Here is a 21,993-nt window from a genome sequence, read left to right on the forward strand (position 1 = left end):
GTAAACAGCCCTATGCCCCACAAAACCTTTTACAAGGTGAACACCATGCATCACGCCATCATTCGTTTCCTTCTCACCCTGCTCTGCTGCTTGCCAACGTACGCACTCGCGGCAACCGATTACTCCATTCATGCGGAGTGGACTGGGTATACCGCACCAAGTGGATTGACCGTAACTGGTTTCAATCTCTACCAGGAAGGCGTACTCGCCTGCCAGGCGCAAGGGGCATCGGCCACCTCCGTAGATTGCCTAGTGTCCCTCGAAGCCGACACTACCAATTTCACCCTGGCCGCAGTTTTCAGCAACGGAACCGAGAGCCCGAAGTCCTCATCCTTCGCTTTTACCCCGCCGGTCGTCATCACTCCCCCAGTAAGTGTAACCTCCACTATTCATGCGGAATGGGCGGGTTACACCGCGCCAAGCGGCTATACGAAATCAGGCTTCAATCTCTATCAGGAAGGTGTGCTTGCCTGTCAGACACAAAGTGCCACTGCCACATCCTTGGATTGCACAGTGTCCCTTTCCGCCGACACCACCAATTTCACATTGACCGCAGCCTTCAGCAACGGCACCGAGAGCCCGCATTCAGCACCCTTTGCTTTCACCAAACCGAGCGGAACCGTTGACCCGCTGCAAGCGGCGGTCACTGCCAATCCGACCAGCGGCACAGCGCCACTGGCGGTTACCTTCAACGGTTCAACTTCCACGGGGAACATCACGAGTTACCAATGGGATTTTGGAGACGGGTCAACAGGCACCGGCGCCAGCCCCTCACATACGTACACAACGGCAGGGTCACACACAGCCAAACTAACCGTCAGCAACGCATCCAGCCAGACAAGTGTTGCCACCACCGTGGTAACGATTGCGGCTCCTATCAATACCACCCCCCCGACTGCAGTTTTTTCCGCCTCAACAACAGGGGGCGTAGCACCACTGGCTGTCACCTTCAACGGATCGGGATCGACAGCCGCAAGCGGCAACTCCATCGCTTCTTATGCATGGAGCTTTGGTGACGGCTCAACCGCCTCCGGCTCAACCGCCTCCCATTCCTTTACATCGGCGGGAACCTATACCACCACCCTCACCGTCACCGATAACAGAGGCCTGACCAGCACCGCTTCCACGACGACAACCGTTACCGCCCCAGTCGTCCTTGTACCTCCGACCGCCGTTGTATCCTCCTCAACGGCTGCCGGTTCCGCGCCGTTGGCAGTCACCTTCAACGGATCCGGTTCCACCGCCGCAAGCGGCAGCACCATCGCTTCTTACGCTTGGAGCTTTGGTGATGGCACGACTGCTACAGGTGCCAGCGCCTCCCATTCCTTCACTTCGGCCGGAACCTATACTACCACTCTGACCGTCACCGATAACAAGGGCCTGACTAACTCTGCCAGCACCCCCATCGTGGTTTCCGCTGCTCCTGTTGTCAATAAAGTGCCGACAGCAGTCGTCAGCGCCACACCAACCAGCGGAACCTCGCCCTTGGTCGCCAGCTTCGACGGCTCAGCTTCTACTGATTCCGACGGCACCATCGCATCTTATATCTGGAATTTCGGTGACGGCAGTACTGCTTCCGGGCCAAAAGCCTCGCACACCTACACCACAAAAGCGACCTTTAACGCCACCCTCACTGTGACCGACAATAAGGGCGCCAGCAACACCAGCAGCACAACCATTTCAGTGCAGGATACACCTCAGGCCATCGCCCTCAATATTGAAGTGGGTGAAGTTTCAGTCACCTCAAATTGGGTACGGGTTCCTATCACATCCACCTTCGAAAACCCCATTGTGATAGCTGGTCCCCCCAGTTACAATGTGGCTGATCCTAGTGTCATCCGAGTGCGCAATGTCAGCAAGACAGGGTTCGAGATCATGGTGGATGAATGGAATTATCTCGATGGCGCCCACACTGCCGAAAGCGTCAGGTATCTGGTTATGGAAAAAGGCCGAACCACCCTGCCCGACGGCTCCATAGTCGAAGCCGGCAGCTTTACCGGCACCACCAGCTTCAAAACCGTAAAATTCAGTGGAACCTTTGCCAAGGCACCGGTTGTCCTGACCACCATAGCCTCGATGAACGAGACTGACACCATCAGCGGCCGCATCAAGGGCATTGGGCTCACCAGCTTTGCTTACTATTTCAGAGAGCAGGAAAAAAACGTCAATACCCATGCCAATGAAACCGTGAACTATATTGCCTGGGAGCCGGGAAAAGGAACGATCGGTTCACTACAGTTCGAAGTAGCCACCACGGGTAACAGTGTGACCAACGCCTGGTATACAAGAGCCTTCCAGAGCACATTTAGCCAAATGCCCATGGTTTTAGCCGACATGCAGTCCACCAACGGCACCGATACCGCAGCATTGAGAATGCAAAAGATAACGGCAACCAACTTTCAGGTAAAAGTTGAGGAAGAACAATCCAAGGATTCCGAAGTAGTCCATGGCACGGAGACAGTCGGATACCTTGCGATCAGCCTGACCGAAGATAAGTGAAAAACATTGATAAGTTCACAAAGCAGTGGACATACGGTACAGTGTACCTATGAAACAAATTCGTTGGGCACAAATAGATAACTAGGAACTTGAAGCGATCCGCATACACCCTGTGAACGAGTTGAAGCTAACGAAAGCCTCGAAGTGGTCATTAAAAAAAACTCGCTCTAACTAGAATTCGCGTATGAATTGATTTCCAAGTATCGCGAGGAAGGAGTTGTGGTTGCTGCAGAGCATCGAGGGGAGCGGAGATCCGCCGGGCTTAATCGAAAGATGTATCCATGCCGAAAGTCAGCAGATGGGTTACGCTCAAGAAGGCTAAGGGCCATTCACAGAGGCGCAACTCGATGGGCTGGCCGAATTGAATTCCATGGATCTCCACACCGCCGATGCCTGAAGGATAAAAGAATGCTCGGTGGGGTGCGCAAGGCTACTTCCATGAGAGCGGCTAAATGGCGGTTGACTTGGTTTCTCAAAGTGGCAAAATTAATAGTTATTGATGTTGACCTGCTGCAACAAGTTCGCAAGGCGTTAAAAAAATGTGGAGAAACAATGGAAAGCCATTCTTGCCGGTGGGTTGCAGGTCGCAGCAACACAAGAATAGAAGCACTAAACAGAATCTTTCAAGCCACCAAGTGCCGGGCTAGGAGGTATAGAAATTGTGAGACCTTTATCAGTATCATATACCTACTGGCCGTGCCCATACAAAACTGGCTCAATACCACGTGAAACGAAGAAGAGCCCAAATTACTCTCAAATATTCATTAATTTATATGTTCCTCACTGACGACATCGAAAGATACATAGCATTAATTGATGACAAAAGATTTTTTTACAAATTACACCTTATTCTTTTCACACCATCTATTTGGTTTATTATTAGTTTTCGATTCGGAAATTGGGTCAGACAAGAATTCAACATACCAATAGCTAAGGAATTATTAAAATTTTTTTCACTGATTTCACATACATTTATAAGCTTATTAACAGGAATCGACATACCATTTTGTACAAAAATAGGTAAAGGTTTTTATATAGGCCATCATGGTGGCATAATCGTCAATGGAAAAGCAACAATTGGTGATTTTTGCAACATTAGCCCCGGGGTAGTTATAGGGCAGTCAGGAAGAAAAGAGAAAAGCGGCGTTCCACATATTGGTGATTTTGTATATATAGGCTCAGGAGCAAAAATAATTGGACCTATAAAAATAGGAAACCATGTGGCAATTGGAGCAAATGCCGTTGTTACAAAAAATGTGGAAGATTGGTCGACTGTAGCAGGAAACCCAGCAATAGTAATAAATAAAAAGGGAAGCACTGATTTTATCAGATTAAAAAAAGAGGTATAATATGAAAATGAAAACAGGATCATCATTTGGACAAGTCCAATCTTTTAAGAAAAATATTACAAGAATATCAGTATATAAAAATTTTTACATATTGATATTCATTCTTTCATTTACATTTTTTTTAAGCGGAAATTCATTCGCCATTGATCGGTTTATGGCAAAAACTGGCACAAACACAGGCAACTGTGTCAGTTCTCCTTGTGCCACTCTTCAATATTCAATGTCGCAAATGGCGGCTGGCGACACGTTGATTATTGATGATGGGATATATACTGGCGCTGCAAACCAGATGACAAACTCCGCTCACCCCCCGACATCATCTACTCTATGGACAACCATAAAAGCAAAAAACGACGGCGCTGTTACCTTTGATGGCGAAACTATCAGATGTATGTTTTCAGTAACAAAGGGATCGCTTACCAACGTCCATTGGAGGTTTGAAGGTATAGTATGGGGGAGATCAACTAGTTCAGTTGTTGAAATTAACAGCCTTAGTTATGTCAAATTCCTAAGATGTGGAGGTTATGATGCGGGGGCTGGAAACGCAAACATATTTTTTGCGGGGAGATGTTCCTACGTTTTGTTTGATGGTTGCTATGCTTGGGGTAATGGTAGAACATCATTTACAGCGTGGTCATCTGACGTAAACAATGACTACATTATTTTTCGTAACTGTGTAAGCCGTATTGACCGTAGTTCGTCTGCTCCCATTTATAACTTTGGAATGTACTCAGTGCAGCACGGGTTAATTCAAAATTGCATAGCAATTGATACAGATCAGCCATCACAGTATTATACGGGAGGCGATTGGTCAGGAGGCATTGCGGTTCCTTCTACCGATAGAGATGCTAATGATATCAAGGCATATAACAGTATTGTTCTAAACAGCAATATTGGAGGTGTTTTTACCACTAAAAACACCTATTCAACGAATGATGTTGGTTTCCATAACAGCGTAGTTGCAGGAATATCTAATAAATCAGGAGCTAATCTTAACTCATTTCGGGGTAATAGAAATATCATAGACCATGTCACGTTTGTTAACGGGACTGGCGGTTATATAGGGCTTAATGCTTGGCCTTGGACCGGATCTCCTAACGGTGGGGTGAATATGACCAACAGCATCATTGCAAATTATACCGGGTCTTCGAATGGGACAACTTACGGAATAGCCGGTGATTATCAAGCATTGCATGGTAACTCAACGCCGTTATCAATGGACAGCACCCCACTAGGCACCCACTCTAAGACATCGGTAAATCCAATATGGAACGCATCAACTAATCCCACCGGAGCATTAAAATATATCACCCGTATTGAGCCCGGATCAAACTTATCAGGCCAAGGCTCTTCCGGTGATATCGGCGCAAATCTTACCACATTAAGGGGGACAACCGGCGCCTTGTGGGGTGAGACTGGTTACGATTCTGATACTGGAATATCGATGTGGCCCTATCCAAATGAAGCGTTAATTCAAGCAAAAATGAGCACCTATACCGGTGGCGGCGTGAATGGCGCTAGGGGTTTCTGCGCCACAGGGAAAACACTCACTAATTATATTTGGGGTTATTTGGGGAATGCAGCACCTGCATCAAGTACATCACCTGCACCTCCAACTATTCCAAGTCCAATGCTACAATCAATCAATATCCAATAATGCTACAAAAGTGCCCGACCCTAGGATTCCTGGAACAGAAGAGTGGAGAAATAGCGCCGAAAAATTGAACATGCCTTTAGTGGAAAATCTGCTGTCATTAACGCCCAAGGAAGGGCTAAACTGACGAGCAGACAATGGGAAAAGGAACGAGGTGACGAGCTATGATCGAAAGTGGTGTTTGAGAGAGCCATAAAAAACAAATGACGTATCCTGTTGAAATGAGTTCGCCAAAACTTAATTCCAACAAAAAAGGATACGTCATGAGTAAGAGTAAAATTATTGCCTTTAAAAAGCCAGGGGATATTTCCGAGGATCCATTAACCGAGTTGCTCCGCACCGGAGCCAGGCAACTGATCGCCAACGCTGTTGAAGCTGAACTCTATGGATATCTCCGCCAATTTATCGGCCTCAAAGATGAGAACGGCCACCAGCAAATTGTTCGCAATGGATATTTGCCGGAACGGGAGCTCCAAACTGGTATCGGCCCTGTTGCCGTCCGGGTTCCAAAGATTCGCGATAAACGTGGACAAGGCATCAAATTCAATTCGACGCTGTTGCCGCCCTATGTCCGGAAAACCAGGAGCATTGAGGAGGTGTTACCTTGGCTTTATCTCAAAGGCATCTCCACAGGCGATTTTCAAGAAGCATTACAGGCTCTTCTAGGCCGGGATGCAAAAGGGCTGTCAGCCTCCACGATCAGTCGCTGCAAGCAAATATGGGAGGAAGAGCACGACGCGTGGAACCGGCGGAGGATGGAAAACAAACGGTACGTGTATATCTGGGCAGATGGCGTGTACTTCAACATCCGCAGTGATGACGCCAAGCAATGCATTCTCGTCATTATCGGTGTCACCGAACACGGACGGAAGGAATTTGTCGCCATTGAAGACGGCTATCGGGAATCCGAACAGAGCTGGTCGGAGCTGCTGTTACGCCTCAAAGCGCAAGGACTCGGACATGCTCCCAAGCTGGCGGTCGGCGACGGTGCTCTGGGGTTTTGGAAAGCGTTAAGTAAGGTATTTCCCAAAACAGTCCAGCAACGCTGTTGGGTTCATAAGACGGCCAATGTGCTCAACAAAGTTCCGAAGTTGGTGCAGCCCAAGGTGAAGCAGGCGTTGCATGAGATCTGGATGGCCCCAACGAAACAGGATGCCTTCAATGCCTTTGACGTTGCTCTTTCGACCTACTCGGCAAAATACCCAAAAGCCATGGAATGCCTGGAAAAGGATAAAGAGCAGATGTTGGCTTTTTATAATTTTCCTGCCATTCATTGGCAACATATACGGACATCCAACCCCATTGAATCAACCTTTGCCACCGTGCGCCTGAGGACGGCAAAAACAAGGGGATGTATTGCCAGGCATACGATCTTGGCCATGGTGTACAAGCTCGGCCAAAGTGCTCAAAAAAGGTGGCGTAAGTTGAGAGGCTTCAAGCTACTGGCTGAGGTAATACGAGGTGTTCAATTCAAAGATGGAGAATCTGTCACCTCATTAACTGATAGCGAGCTCAACAGGGCCATCGTTTGAGATTGTTTCCTAAACACCAGACTTGACCATAACTCCGAGGTGACACTCAGCGTGTTTAAAACGAAATTTGCATTAGTGACACTGGACGGAAAAGACTCCGACTGAACTGACACAGCACTTTCAAGCACGCACCAGTCAAATAAACGATTGAAAATGTCACCTCAGTGATTGTGAGCCGTGTTTTTCGGCAAATGCAGCGAGTCGAATCCGCCGGTCGATGTGAAGGCGATGCCCAAGGTTGGGCAATTGACGCAGGAGAACGATTTTTTAGAAAGCGCTCTCTCCGTGGATTGCTGAGCGAAAAGCGATAATGATCGTAAACATGCTTTTTCGATCAAGCGTCAGGCCCAATTGGTCGGCACAAGTCGCAGCAGCGTCTATATTCAGCGCCATACCATCAGTGCTGCTGATTTTTGGAACTCATGCGGGGCATCAAAAAAAAACTGCATCCTGGAGCAACCATTCAGGGTGCTCCAGGATGCTTCGGGAACAACTCAACCGTGTGCCGGTCATGCGTGGGCCGCGGGCATGTTGGCACCCTCATCAAGCGAATAGGCGTTGATGAACAAAACCCATAAAATTTGAAAGTCAACAGCTTTGGGGAAAAGTAGCTTAAAAAACGTTTAGTTGCATGTTTCACGTCAATAATCATTTCAGGCGGCAGATTCAACTCTGAAGTGCAACAGCTAGCGGCGGTTTGGTATAGTGCACTTTTGTTGCGAAGAATACCTCATGCGGCGAACGATATCCCAATACTTTTCGCGGTCGATGGTTGAGTCGGTCAACCGCTCGCTGTACCTGCTCCCCGCTGATATTGCTCAAGTCCATGCGTTTTGGGAAATACTGCCGCAAAAGACCGTTGCTGTTTTCGTTTAGGCCGCGCTCCCATGAGTGATAGGGATGGGCAAAATAGATAGAAGTCTGGAGCGCCGCTGCTAAGCGTTCATGCCCAGCGAATTCTTTGCCGTTGTCGAAGGTGATGGTGTGACAACGGTCTTTGTGGGGCTCCAGTAAGTGCGCTGTCACAGCGGTCACTCCATCGCATGCTTGCTGCGAATGTGACCCGCCAGCACATAACGCGTTTTCCGGTCTGCTAGGGTGACCAAGCCGCCTTTATGATTTTTGCCGATGACGGTGTCACCTTCCCAATCGCCCACTCGCATCTTTTGTTCTATAATTGCAGGACATTCGTCAATGCTGGTGCAGGGCGCCGCCGTTTTTCTTGTCTGCATAGATGTGGCGGTAGACGGTTTCGTGACTAATCAGCAAGCCGCCTTCCAAAGCAAACCGACGTGCAACCTGTTCCGGACTGAAGTCCGATCGGATCAATCGCTCGACATCAGCCCATTCATGCAAAGAGATGCGTTTGCCATTGAGGCTGCTTCGTTTGCGTTCGTCCCGAAACGACTGTGCCTGTTTCGGACGCCAGCCGCGTTGACCTTTGTTGCGGCTAAACTCCTGTGAAATCGTTTATTTATTGACCCCAAGATCGAAGGCAATCTGGCTTTGATCCAAACCAGCTTGTTTCAATCCGTAAATCTGGTATCGTTGCTCACTGGCGAGCTGTTTATATGGTTTCATCGGTGCTCCTTTTGCTTGGTCGTTTAGGTGGCTTCGATCTTAACGCAGCTCACCACTTAAATCCTCTCACAAAAGTTGCACTTCAGAGTTGAATCCGCCGGTCTAATATCAGCTCCGGCTTACGATAAAAACACCTGCGCAGATCATCAAAACCCCTAAAGTGCGCATAAGGGTCACTTGCTCCCCAAGCGCAAAGCCAACGATGACCGTAAGCAAGAATCCTATGCCAACGAGAGGATAGGCTTTACTGACATCCCATCGAGCCAGAACCGCAAGCCAAAATATGGCACCCAGCCCATAGAGCAGGAAGCCCGCAAGCACCTTTGGATTCAACAGGATCGCCATACTGGTCTGAAACCTTAAAGGCTCGGCAAGCATAGCCCGCAGATTAAGACTCGACATTCCCGCCTTGAGAAGAAATTGTGCAGCTACCGAAAGTACGATGCTGGCCACTGCAAAGATTAACGTATTCATATTCCATTGAAATGTAAAAAGTGGGCCGCGATGGTTACGGCAACCATGCAGATCACCGTCACACGACTACCGAAATCCTTTACTGCAAATATTATAGGATCGTCAGGCATCTCTCGGCGCAAGGTCTTTATCCAAAGACGAGAAACCCAGTAGAGCAAACCTACGCCAACCAACCAGAGTAGCTGGGGAGAATCATACCGCGCCTGGGTCTCGGCGGAATTGATGTAGAGGCCAAAAACCACTACTGCATTAAGGCTAGTCCCAATACCAAGAGGCCACAGGACGGTGAGGTCAGCAACTAAATAGTTTCGGCCCTGGGTTGCAGTCTGCCCTGAATCTGCAAGTGAAACCAACTCAGTACAACGTTTGATTATAGCAAGGCCGAAAAAAAGAAATACCGAAAAGGCCATTAGCCAGGAACTGGTGGAAACCTCTATGGCGAGCGAACCCGCAAGAATCCTCAATGTATACAAGAGCGAAAGGATCAACACATCGATCAGAACATAGGTCTTTAAAATCCAGCTATATGCACTGGTGATTGCGATGTAAGTTAATAAGCTGATCAGGAATCCCTTGGAAAGGGTAGCCGCAATCATCAAGGAAACAACAAGCAAAATAAAGGAGGCAAAAACTCCAAGGGGAATCGAAATTCGAGCGCTAGCAAACGGCCTTGAGCGCTTTCGTGGATGCATACGGTCATTATCGATGTCCCAAATATCATTAAGAATATACGTTGCTGAAGCGGCAAATGAGAACGCTATAAAAGCGAAACACGCATCAATGACCTTCGTAGGATCAGAAAATCCGAAAGAAGTCAGAAGCGGAATAAAAACAAGAGAATTTTTTATCCACTGATACACGCGTATTGCCTTGATCCAATCCTTAGGTCCCGTTTGCTCGCGGGGAAATTCCCTCTCAACAAATGTTGACCTCTCTACCATAGACGCCAAGGAGCGTGAAACCGAGACCAAGACCGCTGCCTCGGCCGATTCCCAGATAGGCATGTCAGCTTTGCTATCCCCTGCGTAGGCAAAGCGTTCCCCCACAGATTTCCTGATCATTTCAAGCTTTGCAGAGCCCTTTAAGTTTCCCCCTGCCTCGGTTGCAATGATTTCATCGAACAAGCCAAGGTGTGCGGCAACTGCTTTTGCTATTGAAATATGCGCGGCGGTAGCCAAAACAAGCTTTCTTCCTTTTGCTTTTTCGTCCTTCAGATAAGCGAGTAATTGAGAATGATAAGGAAACAGGTTAACTTTTATAGTTACCCTTGAGGCAATATACCTTTTAAAGGCTGCCCGCCCGGCCATCAAGGAGCTTGGTAAATGAAGCAGGGATAGTGGGTCGCCTTTCACCAGTTGCACCAGTGACTCAACCAAGGTATCAGTAAGGGTAAGCGTCCCGTCTAAATCGACAACAAGTGGAATTAAATCGTTCGAGGTATAATGATTAACCATCGTCATTTCCCAAGGAGGCTTTATAAAAAATGTGATTGGTTTCCAAATAATCCGCTTTTGCCGGAATCGATTGAACACCCGGATCGCGTGTGGCCATTTAGCGTGCCAACAATTTGTTTTACTGACAGATTTTCAGACTTATGCAATCTGAAGAAAAACAAGCTTTTCCCCAATCTATGGGTTGGGGAGCATTGACATATAGGTATTTCTCCACAAAATTTCTTATTTACAATACTTCATCCTGAATCAGTGAAAAGTCATCAATACTAAGCAAACACCGACTTGAAGTAAGTAAGTTTGAAATCGCTGACTGAAAGTCCAGCAATACCGGCAGGCTGCGCAGCCGGTTCACGGCTCGACATTGAAGCCGTCATGAGGCTTGGGTTCAAAATAATGCGAAAGATACTCCAGAAGCATAACTTTCTTCAGTTCGCCGGCTGTGACACAGAGATAGCCCCGTGCCCAAAAATGCTGTCCCCAATACCGCTTTTCACATGCGGAAATTCTTCGAATAACCTTAATCTCGTACCGTTCACAAGTTTTGAGGACAAGTTCTCTTACTCGGGAAGCAAGGTCTCTCTCCAGCATGGATATCGGTACTTGGTGACCCAGACGAAGTGGTATCCGATCTTGTATTTTTTATGGCTACCTTAACGGTAGTCCATGGCTTCCATGTATAAGTCAGCTGCTAGCAGAATGCTACCCGCCTGAATGCGGTGGTTTAAACCTTCTTTTTCGAGCTAGTCAGTGACCACCGGCAAAGCCGATGGCTTGAAAGATCTGGAACAGCTCAAAGCGGCAGGTTCAACAGATTTACTTACCACCATTCGATGGTCAAGTTGTCGGCTATCACTGCGGTACCCGGTCGGGAATTCGTATTTTCTACTTTTCGATTCCTCCGTGTAGGGGTTGGTACAGCAAGTACAATACGAGATATGGAAACTTTTAAAGTTTTCATTTAAATTTTATCCATTACAAACATATTCCATGCCGCTTCTCATTAACACTTGTTCGCTAACGACGAGATCCCAAGTATCTTCCATGGCTCAGGCAACTGTCAAGTTTCAATAATCCTGGAACCGTCAAACTTCTGGGGTCCCTCGGCAAAGCCGAGGGTATAACTTACTGAAATCAGACTTTATTTATCCCAACCAAATTGTCTGCTGCAATAAATATCAGTATCGGGATAAGTTCGAGGTGATGCCTTGAAGAAGGTTCTATAAGAAAATGAATGGAAAATTTTATAAATATCCATATTAAAGCAATATAATAAAAGGAGGGTAAATATGAAACTTTGCTGCTGACAGCTTTCCATGACCAACTCAGCCAAAATAATACTATGACCACCCAAAACGTTTGAGTAATTAATGACATAATTTTTTTTTCTAGCTCTCTTCCATCAAGCACTGCTCCAAGCGTTGTTGTATCAGTTCCCCACATATATGCAGTTCGTTTTAACGATAACAGTATAACTCTAAAAGGATTATTTATAATATAATTAAAAGCCAATTTTGCCATTCTTTCGTCATGTGAAACAATATTTTCTGTATTAAGCGGAGGATAGAGATCACTAAATATTCCATCTGTATATGGATTATTTGAAGAAAGAAGAACTCTGCCAAAATTTGCTGAAATAAATGGCTTGTTGAATGATTTATAAGTATGATACATCCATGGTGCAATAACCATAAAAACTATAATAATAATAAATGACAATCGAACAGCAGATTTTTTAAGAGATAAACCAGATATCCAAAATCCTATGCCAATAATGAAAGGTAATAAAATATATGGGGGATGTGTCAACACCACAATACCACAAAGCAACCCAAGAAAAATTAAATAAAGGAGAATACTTTGCATTAAAGCAGATTGCGTTTTGGTGAAAATAAGCAAAATACTAGGAAATGCAAAAAGTAAAAAATTTTCATATCCAAGCGCACCAGCAAAAACCGCTGATGAAGGTATAATGCTAACTAAAAAACTTGCTAATCGCGCAGTACTTACATCGTATCCTCTTAGCAAGAAATATATTATGATCGATGCTACACCACTCAATATAGCATTAAAAAGAGGTACAGCGTACGAGGAAACACCGAAAAAGAAGAAAACAGTAGCAACATACCCAGACGGACCTGGAGGATATTGGCCACCTATCCCAAATCCATTCCCCTCAATTATTCCTAAAGCACCATCAAAATAACTCTGAAAATCACTTTTTATTATACCAGGGCGATAAATCCAAGGCAATCTCACTAAAATACTTAAAAGAAAAACACTAAAAAGGAATTGCTTTTCAGATATTACTGCAATACATTTAGCAATATATTTTTGCAACAATTTACGATAATAAAATGTGAAAAATGAAATCACTACCCCTAATATGACTGGGACATAACCAATCATCATCTCCTTATAAAAAGGAAAAGAGAAAATTCCATAAATAGCAAAAAGAGAAACAATAAAATTAATGAAAAGTATTATGCGTATAACTTTTAACCTCATAAAATTATCCCCGTTTACTATTTAGTTCAGTAATAGCCGAACACAAAGCTTAACCATCTTGCCAATACCTGTAATTTTACATTTAATCACGGCACGTTATGGCCAGCACAACTTGGTAAAATGTCCGCCGATTAACGACCGCCTTAATAATTTAGCGGGGTATCCACCTGACGCAAGTAGCTACTACCTGCAGCACCTAGTGTCCTGTTTGCTTAATCGTGTCTTTTAATTTTCAAAGGCCCGCGGAGGTTATCCTCAGAAATTACGAGGGTGATTTGCGACAACTTGACCCCAGAACCCTTGTATTGCATGACGGAATTAACCGCACGGGACACTAGTGTCCCGTGCGGTTAGTCTCGTTGTTTAATGAATGTTTTGCTCTTTCCACTTTATCAAGGATACCATCGGCGCTTTTTGTCCACTTGAAAGGTTTTGCCGTCTTTGAATTATGGTGGCTTATGAAACGGTGGATTTCGTTTCTCAGTTCTTTGACACTGGTAAAAACTCCGCGATAAAGAGAACGACGTTCCAGCTGTCCAAACCAGCCTTCTACAGCATTAAGCCATGATGCGCTGGTTGGGGTGAAATGCATGTTGAAGCGCGGATTGGCCTTGAGCCACTTCTTCACTTCAGCTGTTTTGTGTGTACTGCTGTTGTCCAGAATAACGTGGAGGTCAACATCTGACGGCATTGCTTTTTTTATTTGCCGAAGAAAATCGAGAAATTCTTTTGCCCTGTGCCGTGCTGTCGTCCTCCCAATAACCTTACCGGTTACAATGTCAAAGGCAGCGTAAAGGCTGGTGGTCCCGTTTCGCTTATAATCATGTGTCCGACGTTCAATTTGGCCTGGCCGCAACGGGAGCATCGGTTGGGTTCGATCTAATGCCTGAATTTGAGTTTTTTCGTCAACGGATAAAACAACCGCATTTTCAGGAGGATTCATGTACAGCCCAACGATATCTATAACCTTTTCAGCAAAGTGTGGATCATTACTGATTTTGAATGTCTTGAGCCGATGGGGTTTTAAGTCGGCAGCCTTCCATATTTCCCGCACTTGCCAGGTGGTGACATGAGCCGCTTTCGCCATGAGGCGGACACTCCAATGAGTCGCCTCTCGTCCACGGTCATTCTCAGCACTTCCTTGACTTCTTCTTTGGGAAGCTTCTTGGGCTGACCACTTCGAAAACGATCCTGAAGGCCCGTGAGGCCTTGATCTTTGAATCGCTTCCTCCAGCGGTAGACAGTCAGTGCAGTGGTCCCGAGCTGGCTTGCCACTTGCTCAACTGTCTTTCCAGAAGCCGTCAGCAGGATGATCTCCGCACGGAATACAAGGCTTTGCGCTGTTTTAGGTGAACGCAGCAGGGCTTCGAGGCTCCGCTGCTCGTCTTCATTAATTGTGTAGTTTTCATGTGTGCGTGGCATGACGCACTATAACACATAAATTGATAAATGTGCCCAATTAACCGCACAGTGTACTAGTGTCACGATCATTCGGCCGCATCTAATAGTGAAAGTTTGCTCTTTAACCACCTCATTAATCAGATTGCGACGACCGACCCCGCCGGATGTGTCGTTAGGTAGCAATTCGGTGTAACTCAATATCTAGGGGTCACTTGCGCTAAACGGAGAATCCATATAATTTACAAATCAACCTTCTAACCTAACCATATTCTGTAGGGTCATTGTATTTGAGCCTCGTCCGCAGAATCTGTGGGTAGATTTTTGATATTTAGCCCCAGAACCTGAGCCCCGCCGGAGGTGAAGGTGTGGGGTGCCTGCCGCCCCGTCACCCATGCCACTTTCAGGCTGAGCGTGGAGGCTCGGCTCTGTCAAGGCTGTGCGCACAGCGCACACCCGCAGGGCTTGGCCTTGATAGAGTCGGGGCTCCATGCTACCGACCGGACCGTACTAAAAAACGGTGCATGGGGTTGAGCCAACGACCGATCCCAATGCACCTGCTCGGATTGAATAATGTAAAACACACTGAAACAATACGTTGCGGTGCAGAACGTTACCGGTCAACCCACAGATTCTGCGGAGGAACCGTATTTGATCGTTGCCCTACAAACCAGCTCAAATGACCTATCTCCGCTGGGCCAAGATACCTCGTTTAGAGGGCAGGTCAGGCAATATCACTGGCCGCTACCAAGACAAATCTTATCAAATATATTTATAAAATTATGAGCTATTTTTTCCCAGCTAAAATTTAAACCATGTCGCCGAATATAATTCCGATCCCAATTTTTTTCTAATGCCAAACGTAAAGCAGATTCTAACGAGGATACGGAATCAGGTGTAAAAAGCAAACCAAGCCTATCATTAACAATGAGATCTGGTATTCCACCGACTTCTGACGCAACCACAGGAAGCCCACAAGCAAAAGCTTCCCCAATCACAACAGGTGCCCCTTCCCACAATGAAGGCAATACGAAAATATCAGCTGCGGACATCCAAAGATGAACACGATCATGAGGAACATTTCCTAGCAAAAACACATTTCTCTCAAGGTCGTTTTCCTTGATATAAATTTCGAGCCTCTCTCGTTCGGGTCCTTCACCGAGACAATATAAATTTAGCGAAAGGTTATCTGTGTAGCATATAGCTTTAAATGCCTTTAAAAGATTGATATGTGCTTTTTCTTTAGACAGTCGCGCGACACAAAGTATTACCTTAGCTTTCGCTGAAAGATTTAAATCATGTCGAGATTTATAAACATTCCGGGCAGGAAAGAGCTCAAGATCTACTCCACTATGGATGACTGTCATCCTATCAGCAGGAATATTATATGAGGAATAGAGCTTTTGTTGCAAATCTACACTTACTGGGACAAGATGGTCCATACGGTGGACTGTATAATTAACCAACATTTTTCTTAAGGTCGGCGAATCATGATAATGAATACTTTCATTCCCATGGACAACAAGAATAATTTTCTTACCTAGCAATTTTGCAAAAAAAAGGCCAACAAAGGCATCTGGAAATGTCCAGTGGGCAACTACAACATCACATTTTTTTATTTGATTAAATAATATTATGGAACAACCAAATAAATAAAATACAGCATCTAACCATTTCCAATACCTGGGAATCAATAAAAACCTCGGATGCATTATTTTAAGTCCGCTCTCCTCCCTTTCACTTATAATGTTCTTATAGTTTCTGTATTTTTTGAATTTTGACATAAAAGGAAAATATGGAACAGGGGCAACCACAAGTACATGAACCTTATGATTTAGAATTCTTGCTAAATCATAAACAAATTTACCAAGAAATGGATCTGCAGAATTAGGAAACATATGACTTAAAAAGAGTACCGACATTCTAACAACCTTTTCTAACCAAAATTGAAACACATCGCACGAATGAATAAATATCCATCATCATATATGGTTAACGTTTTTTTTACCTTTTAAAAAAAATCTTATTTTTTTGTCCATTTTTAACATTAAAAGCAAATTTCTTATTTTTACATAAAAAGATTGAAGGTAATGTTGTAATCTAGACAAAATTGCTCCTAACGACCATTTTTTTACCAAAAAAATATTATGCGCACTATAAAATTTGTTACCAAAAATTTGTTTATAATCATTATCACCATATCCAAAATCAAGAGTTTTAATATTTCCATCAGAAAACAATATTGGTAACATAAGCATATTTAAAACACTTCCGGGAGCAAACTTGCGCCATGATTTTTTATATCCAATTTCTTCATAATAATATATACCTTTGTGCTGATAACCTCTCAAATATGCTATAGCTTCTCCCGACACATAAAGTGCAAAACAATCCAGAGCACCCAACTCAGCCAATGCGACATTTTTCGCCCGATCTTCTTCACTGTTTCTACAAAAACATCCAAAGGCATGCGCTTGCCATGTATGCTGATAAATATCATTTAAAACAAATAGAAATGGCTCAACATCAACGACCTCTCGATAGCGCTGTAACCGCACATGACCATCGAACGTGCATGTTATTTTTTTAACACGACAATTGAGATTATAGCGTGTTTTATATCTCATTGCCCCAATATATTCGTCCCATGATTCGGGAAACTCCAACAGCCATACATTATCAGGATTTTTTGCAATTGGATCAATGCGAACATTATTATTTGCGCAAGAAAAATGAGATATCAGAGTTGACCCAACTGGAACCGCTTCAAGAAAACCAATATCGTAATGATCTGCATAACGATCAAGAGCATCTTTAAAATAACTATTGAAATCTATAAAATCACAACTATTATCAAAAGCGAAATTGTTACCAAAAATTCTCAATTTCCGCATAGGAACTGAAATCAAATCAACTAATCCTAGTTTTAAATCAAAATTTTCATACACTACATAAAATGGATAAATAGCAATTATATCTTTTTTATTTTTTATTAATATTATATTAAAATTCTTTATATTATTTTTTGTTGATAAAACTTGTTCTATATACACAGGTTGATGATACAAACTGCTAATCACTGACTGCTTAGAAAGGAAGCTAGACATTTCCTCTTTATGCAATTTTAAATCTAATAGAGATCGAATTTCAATCGTCGACAACATAATTATAACAACCAATCCTCACCAAAAAAATACGGTTTTTAATAGTTTATAAAACAATTAAAAGAATATGAGCCTCTTGCAAAATGAACTATTTGCCCAGTTGGGTACAAACCTCATTTTCTGATCTTTGATATTCTATCCGGCCAGTCGAAGCAACTGATCGGCAAACAGGACGACAACACCAAGCATCAGGTGGAGTTTTACCTTGCTGTGCCCTTTGACCATGACATTACTTGCGCCGAAGTCTTCTTTCAGCCTGCTGTTCGCCCGTTCCGCACAAGATCGAATCTTGTAGCGTTCTGCCTCATGAGGCGCCATGGGAACAACCTCCTTGCCCCGTCCATTTCTATCGACAATCGGGACATGCCCAAACTCCCTGCTGGTCTCTTCAATCCGCTGGGCGTGGTAAGCGGCATCCATCAGGTCGTAGAGGTAGGTTACCTTTTTGCTGGTCAGTTTGATCAGCGGAATAGCTACCTGGCTGTCATGCAGAGAGGCAGAGGTAACAAGGGCGCTGATCGGAAGACCGATATCATTGGTATCCAGATGCAACTTGTAGCCGTTCCATGCTGTTTTGTACCCCTTGGCATTCTGCTTGGCACCGCGGTCACAGGCAATCGGTAGTTCGCCAATGGCTTCCTCTGCGGTCTGGTCCACCTGGCGATCCATCCGCTTTATTAAGGGGTCCGCCTCACGTAGTTCGCCCTTGGCGGGACGTCCTCGTTTGCGACGCGGCTGCGGTTCTTTGGCAACCTTCTTCGCCGGTTTCTCGCGGCCAACAATCGCCGTGGAATCCCGGCTTATGTGACCGATAAGCTCATGCGACAGGTATTCTGCTACCAATGCATCATGCACCACATGGCCCAGACTGCCGGCGGCAAATGCGGTAAAGGCCCGCGAAAAGGTGGCCTCCGAAGGGAGACTGCTCAAACCTCTGAATCCACATATCCTTCGCAGGTTGGTTGCCGATTGCAGGGCGCGGTGCAGATCGCTGGTCGTCGGATGACGATAGAGCGCTTTGGCCACGAACGCACGGGCCAAAGCCTGCCGGTCAAGAGGCTTGCGACCGGGATACCGATACCGGGTGACGATTCTGGGTACATGTCGTTCAACCTGGACGATCTCCAGGATCGACACCAACCGCTTCTCCTGATCAGTAAGCGGCGATGGCAAATATTCGTTCAGATGGGGGAACAGACTTCTTTGGACACGCCCCATCAACCATGATATCTTTTCCGTGAGCTTCATGGCATTCTCCTCGGTTCTGTTTTGCTGGATACAAAACTTTACCGTGAAATGCCATTAAGCTCAATTATTTCAGATTGTTAAACTGAAAATTGTGCGGCAGTCGCCCCTCTCGGCTACCGATAGTTCTCGTCTTTTTGCAAAAGGCTCATATATCATAAAAAAGGCTAAATAAATTTCCACCTGAGAAACATTCTACCCCAAAATTTTATTAACAATGCTTTTTTTTCAAGACCTGCTTTCTTAATGCCTTTTATTGAGGAATTATTGGCAATAGAACATTCTATATATAAAAATTTTCCGCCATTTCCAGAAAGCCATTGATTAGTAGCTACTTGTACCAGGCTACGTATTGACCGAGGATAAAAACCTTGGCCCTTAACGGCTGGCAAAGTCGCGCAGCTGTGAATTAACCAGTCTCCGGGTTCCAGGAAAGAATGCTGATTTTTTATGCGTGTTAACCAACACCAGCTGACAGGCTGGTCACTTTCAAAACCTACTGCCAATACTTTATCGTCTTCCATATTCCTCGACACAAAGCCATTGCTTCCCATCAATTTGTCTAACATGCTGTGTAAAGGAGTTGGTATATCATTCAACGTATAAAAAATTTTAACACTCTCTATACAAACAGAATCGCAAGGTAATTCAGCTCTATAAAGGTTATTAAATTCAATACCTAAGCGACCTAAAAAAATTGTGACAAAAAAATACCAAATAGTTAAAATTAAACCTTCTTTAGCAATTCTACATTTTACTATATCCCAAAAAACTGGATAATTCATAGCTCACCCGCTTTAGCAAAGATAACACCTTTAGTCGACAAAGCCGGAACAAGAGTCTCTAAAACTAGAGGAACTTTTTCAGAATTATCATGCATTAGTAATACATCTTGATTGCTTAAAACAGAAAATAGTCGATTGTGTATCATCTCTGGGGTATCTTTGGCCCACACGCCATATTCACCTGATTCCACTGACCACAATACATTTTTCAGATTACTTCGCTTTATTGCTAGCAATGCTGAAAGACTCAGCGATCCATTAGGCGGACGGAAGTATCTTGGATATTCTCCTGTAATGTTATAAATAGTCTGCTGACAACTCTGAATTTCATTCAAATATTGGCAGTAATTCGTACTATAGGCAGAAATATGCGTATGTGTATGATTACCTACGATATGTCCATTTTTCACAATAAGCTTTACTAATTCAGGATATCTTTCTGCTTTACGTCCCAAAACGAAAAATATAGCTTGAGCATTATTTTCTTCAAGTATTTTTAAAATCAATGGTGTTATAATTTCATCTGGACCATCGTCAAATGTTAAAACTACACCTGATGATTTGTCGTTTTTATAAATAATCAGCCATTTTAATAAAAAAAATTTTATAAAATTTTTTAATCTATAATTAAAAAACATTAATCAATATTCTGAAGTTTTGAGTGTTACGACCCAGCCATCGTCTCGATGGCTGGGTCGGGTAAGCCGCCCTGATGTTCTTTGACATTGTGAAACTCTTTTTTACCTCCATAGGGCATTCGGCCTATGTGATTATTTTTCAAATAGTTCCACACCAATTCGTCGAGATTCAGTTTCGGTGAGTAAGGCGGCAAGTAGAAAAGCCTCAGTTTCCCCTTGGTTTCGGTCAAAATTTCCTGCACTTACTCCGAACGATGCACAGGGTGATTGTCCACGGTCAAAAATGAAATATAGGGGGCTGTTACATCGGCAAGCAAACAGCCAAGAAACTCGCAATACACTTTAGCCTCACGTTGATTTCGGTGGGAATCTACCCTAACATAACGGAATTGAAACAGAACTCCAATTAATTATTTATTCATTAAAACATTTGTTTGCAACATTCGATATTGTAAATCTAAATTTCCCGGACTCTTCAATAAAAGAAGAGTTACAAATTTCGATATCGACATGAATATTAGATCCTATGCATTGTTTTGTTTTATAAATCACTGGTTCTAAAACAGACAAACTGAAGTTTTCACCAGGAAGAATTCTTAACCTGATTACATTCGTATCTTCCTGCACAAATTGAAATTGTTCAACTCCTTCAACACCATAAAACAGATGCGTAAAGTATTCCCCATGTATCAACCCGCCATTAGCATCAACAAAAAAATCACTCACACGACCATTAACATCTTTAATGATCGGGAGATTACGCCCACAACCGCAACGCTTAAAACTTTTCGCAGCGACATCGCCCATTTGATAGCGAATAAATGGCATTCCGTAGTTCCAGAGATCAGTGACTATAATCTCGCCAATTTCGTCTTCCGCCGTTTCCTGACCCTTCTTCTCTATCTCTACATAAACACCATCCGTATTGACGTGCAGGCCATTTTGCTCAAGGCACTCACTGGCGATTAAGCCTACTTCTCTTGACCCATAACGGTTCAGAACCTTGCAAGCAAAGGCCTCTTCGATGACAGCGCGCTTTTGCTGAGTTAGCGTCTCGGCAGAACAAATAAGACCCTTTAGTTTCAGTCGACTCAAATCAATATTATTTTTTTTTATGACTGAGGCAAAAAGCACGGCCACATTAACATAAGCCATCACCATAGTAGGCCTTATTTTTTCTAATCTGCGAACATATTCAATAATTTTACGCTCTGATATGTCAAATGCGTTAAAACCATAGACTCGAAAGATATATTTTTCGACTAATGCATATTTTTTTGAAATTTGTTTTTCAAATTCTCTTTGCGCACCCCATAGCTTTACAACTTTTTCGCCAACATCCCATCCGCACCACCGATCGTGGCGATATTGATCTGCCACTCCTTCAAGCCATCGACGTTTATCCTTATAAAAATTTGTTGGTTTTCCTGTTGATCCGCCGGAAGAATCTAGAAATAAACTATTTATAGTATAATTTTTAGCAACCATTAAATGCATATTTTTCTGAACATCATTTTTTGTTAAATACGGTATACACTTTAAATCTGAGAAATCTTTTAAATCGTCAGGTTTGAATCCGACATCATCAAATTTTTTTTTGTAAAATTGTACGTTTGTATAACAATGATCTATTATTTTTTTTAATTTATCAAATTGTTTTTCCTTAATTTCATCAATACTACAATATTCATTATTCTCCATACACCTGAGCCTAT

General features: G+C 43.9%; 17 protein-coding genes and 2 pseudogenes. 6 read left to right on the top strand and 13 right to left on the bottom strand.

Annotated elements, in window-relative coordinates:
* Nucleotides 1–45: 45 nt before the first annotated feature.
* The 5 genes from ACHZCX_RS08500 (at nt 46) to ACHZCX_RS08520 (ending at nt 7,034) form a co-directional block, all read left to right on the top strand.
* A complete protein-coding gene (locus tag ACHZCX_RS08500; protein ID WP_319586802.1) occupies nt 46–2,499 on the top strand; it encodes a PKD domain-containing protein in 2,454 nt (817 codons plus the stop codon).
* A 273-nt stretch (nt 2,500–2,772) separates the two neighbouring features.
* Nucleotides 2,773–3,228, top strand: coding sequence for a transposase (locus ACHZCX_RS08505; RefSeq protein ID WP_394708816.1), 456 nt, complete (start codon nt 2,773–2,775; stop codon nt 3,226–3,228).
* A 44-nt stretch (nt 3,229–3,272) separates the two neighbouring features.
* Complete coding sequence (locus ACHZCX_RS08510; protein ID WP_319586803.1) at nt 3,273–3,848, top strand: hypothetical protein; 576 nt, start codon at nt 3,273–3,275, stop codon at nt 3,846–3,848.
* 1 nt (nt 3,849) lies between these two features.
* Nucleotides 3,850–5,505, top strand: a complete 1,656-nt coding sequence (locus ACHZCX_RS08515) for a hypothetical protein (protein ID WP_319586804.1) — start codon at nt 3,850–3,852, stop codon at nt 5,503–5,505.
* A 260-nt stretch (nt 5,506–5,765) separates the two neighbouring features.
* Nucleotides 5,766–7,034, top strand: a complete 1,269-nt coding sequence (locus ACHZCX_RS08520; protein WP_319585365.1) for an IS256 family transposase — start codon at nt 5,766–5,768, stop codon at nt 7,032–7,034.
* A 666-nt stretch (nt 7,035–7,700) separates the two neighbouring features.
* Here the strand turns inward: ACHZCX_RS08520 and ACHZCX_RS08525 are convergent.
* On the bottom strand, nt 7,701–8,060 hold the full coding sequence (locus ACHZCX_RS08525) for an IS30 family transposase (RefSeq protein ID WP_319586805.1): 360 nt from the start codon (nt 8,058–8,060) through the stop codon (nt 7,701–7,703).
* A 168-nt stretch (nt 8,061–8,228) separates the two neighbouring features.
* On the opposite strand from ACHZCX_RS08525, the gene ACHZCX_RS08530 reads away from it, so the two are divergent.
* Complete coding sequence (locus ACHZCX_RS08530) at nt 8,229–8,498, top strand: hypothetical protein (RefSeq protein ID WP_319586806.1); 270 nt, start codon at nt 8,229–8,231, stop codon at nt 8,496–8,498.
* A gap of 225 nt (nt 8,499–8,723) precedes the next feature.
* Here ACHZCX_RS08530 and ACHZCX_RS08535 read toward each other — a convergent pair whose 3' ends face one another.
* The 12 genes and pseudogenes from ACHZCX_RS08535 to ACHZCX_RS08590 all read right to left on the bottom strand — a co-directional run bounded on the left by ACHZCX_RS08535 (nt 8,724) and on the right by ACHZCX_RS08590 (nt 21,979).
* Entirely contained in the window at nt 8,724–9,089 is a 366-nt protein-coding gene (locus ACHZCX_RS08535; RefSeq protein WP_319586807.1) for a hypothetical protein, read from the bottom strand.
* Nucleotides 9,086–10,543 (bottom strand): UbiA family prenyltransferase, encoded by a 1,458-nt coding sequence (locus ACHZCX_RS08540; protein ID WP_319586808.1) that lies wholly within the window; start codon nt 10,541–10,543, stop codon nt 9,086–9,088. The genes ACHZCX_RS08535 and ACHZCX_RS08540 overlap by 4 nt, the downstream gene beginning before the upstream one ends.
* Nucleotides 10,544–10,891: 348 nt before the next feature.
* Nucleotides 10,892–11,172 (bottom strand): annotated as a pseudogene (locus tag ACHZCX_RS08545) (transposase).
* Between the two features lie 502 nt (nt 11,173–11,674).
* Entirely contained in the window at nt 11,675–13,048 is a 1,374-nt protein-coding gene (locus tag ACHZCX_RS08550; RefSeq protein ID WP_319586809.1) for a glycosyltransferase family 39 protein, read from the bottom strand.
* Between the two features lie 334 nt (nt 13,049–13,382).
* Nucleotides 13,383–14,470: pseudogene (locus ACHZCX_RS08555) on the bottom strand (IS630 family transposase).
* 710 nt (nt 14,471–15,180) lie between these two features.
* Entirely contained in the window at nt 15,181–16,368 is a 1,188-nt protein-coding gene (locus ACHZCX_RS08560; protein WP_319586810.1) for a glycosyltransferase, read from the bottom strand.
* Nucleotides 16,369–16,428: 60 nt separating this feature from the next.
* Complete coding sequence (locus ACHZCX_RS08565) at nt 16,429–17,553, bottom strand: GNAT family N-acetyltransferase (protein WP_319586811.1); 1,125 nt, start codon at nt 17,551–17,553, stop codon at nt 16,429–16,431.
* Between the two features lie 192 nt (nt 17,554–17,745).
* Nucleotides 17,746–18,828, bottom strand: a complete 1,083-nt coding sequence (locus tag ACHZCX_RS08570) for a transposase (RefSeq protein WP_394708817.1) — start codon at nt 18,826–18,828, stop codon at nt 17,746–17,748.
* A gap of 194 nt (nt 18,829–19,022) precedes the next feature.
* Nucleotides 19,023–19,640: a hypothetical protein gene (locus ACHZCX_RS08575; RefSeq protein WP_319586813.1), complete on the bottom strand. Its 618-nt coding sequence runs from the start codon at nt 19,638–19,640 to the stop codon at nt 19,023–19,025.
* Nucleotides 19,637–20,278 carry a polysaccharide deacetylase family protein gene (locus tag ACHZCX_RS08580; protein WP_319586814.1) on the bottom strand — a complete coding sequence of 214 codons (642 nt, stop codon included), beginning with the start codon at nt 20,276–20,278 and terminating at the stop codon, nt 19,637–19,639. The genes ACHZCX_RS08575 and ACHZCX_RS08580 overlap by 4 nt, the downstream gene beginning before the upstream one ends.
* 26 nt (nt 20,279–20,304) lie before the next feature.
* Nucleotides 20,305–20,520 (bottom strand): transposase, encoded by a 216-nt coding sequence (locus ACHZCX_RS08585; RefSeq protein ID WP_394708779.1) that lies wholly within the window; start codon nt 20,518–20,520, stop codon nt 20,305–20,307.
* Nucleotides 20,521–20,692: 172 nt separating this feature from the next.
* Complete coding sequence (locus tag ACHZCX_RS08590; protein WP_319586816.1) at nt 20,693–21,979, bottom strand: hypothetical protein; 1,287 nt, start codon at nt 21,977–21,979, stop codon at nt 20,693–20,695.
* Between the last annotated feature and the right edge of the window lie 14 nt (nt 21,980–21,993).

Origin of the sequence: uncultured Desulfobulbus sp. (assembly GCF_963662935.2) — a bacterium.
Lineage (GTDB): Bacteria > Desulfobacterota > Desulfobulbia > Desulfobulbales > Desulfobulbaceae > Desulfobulbus.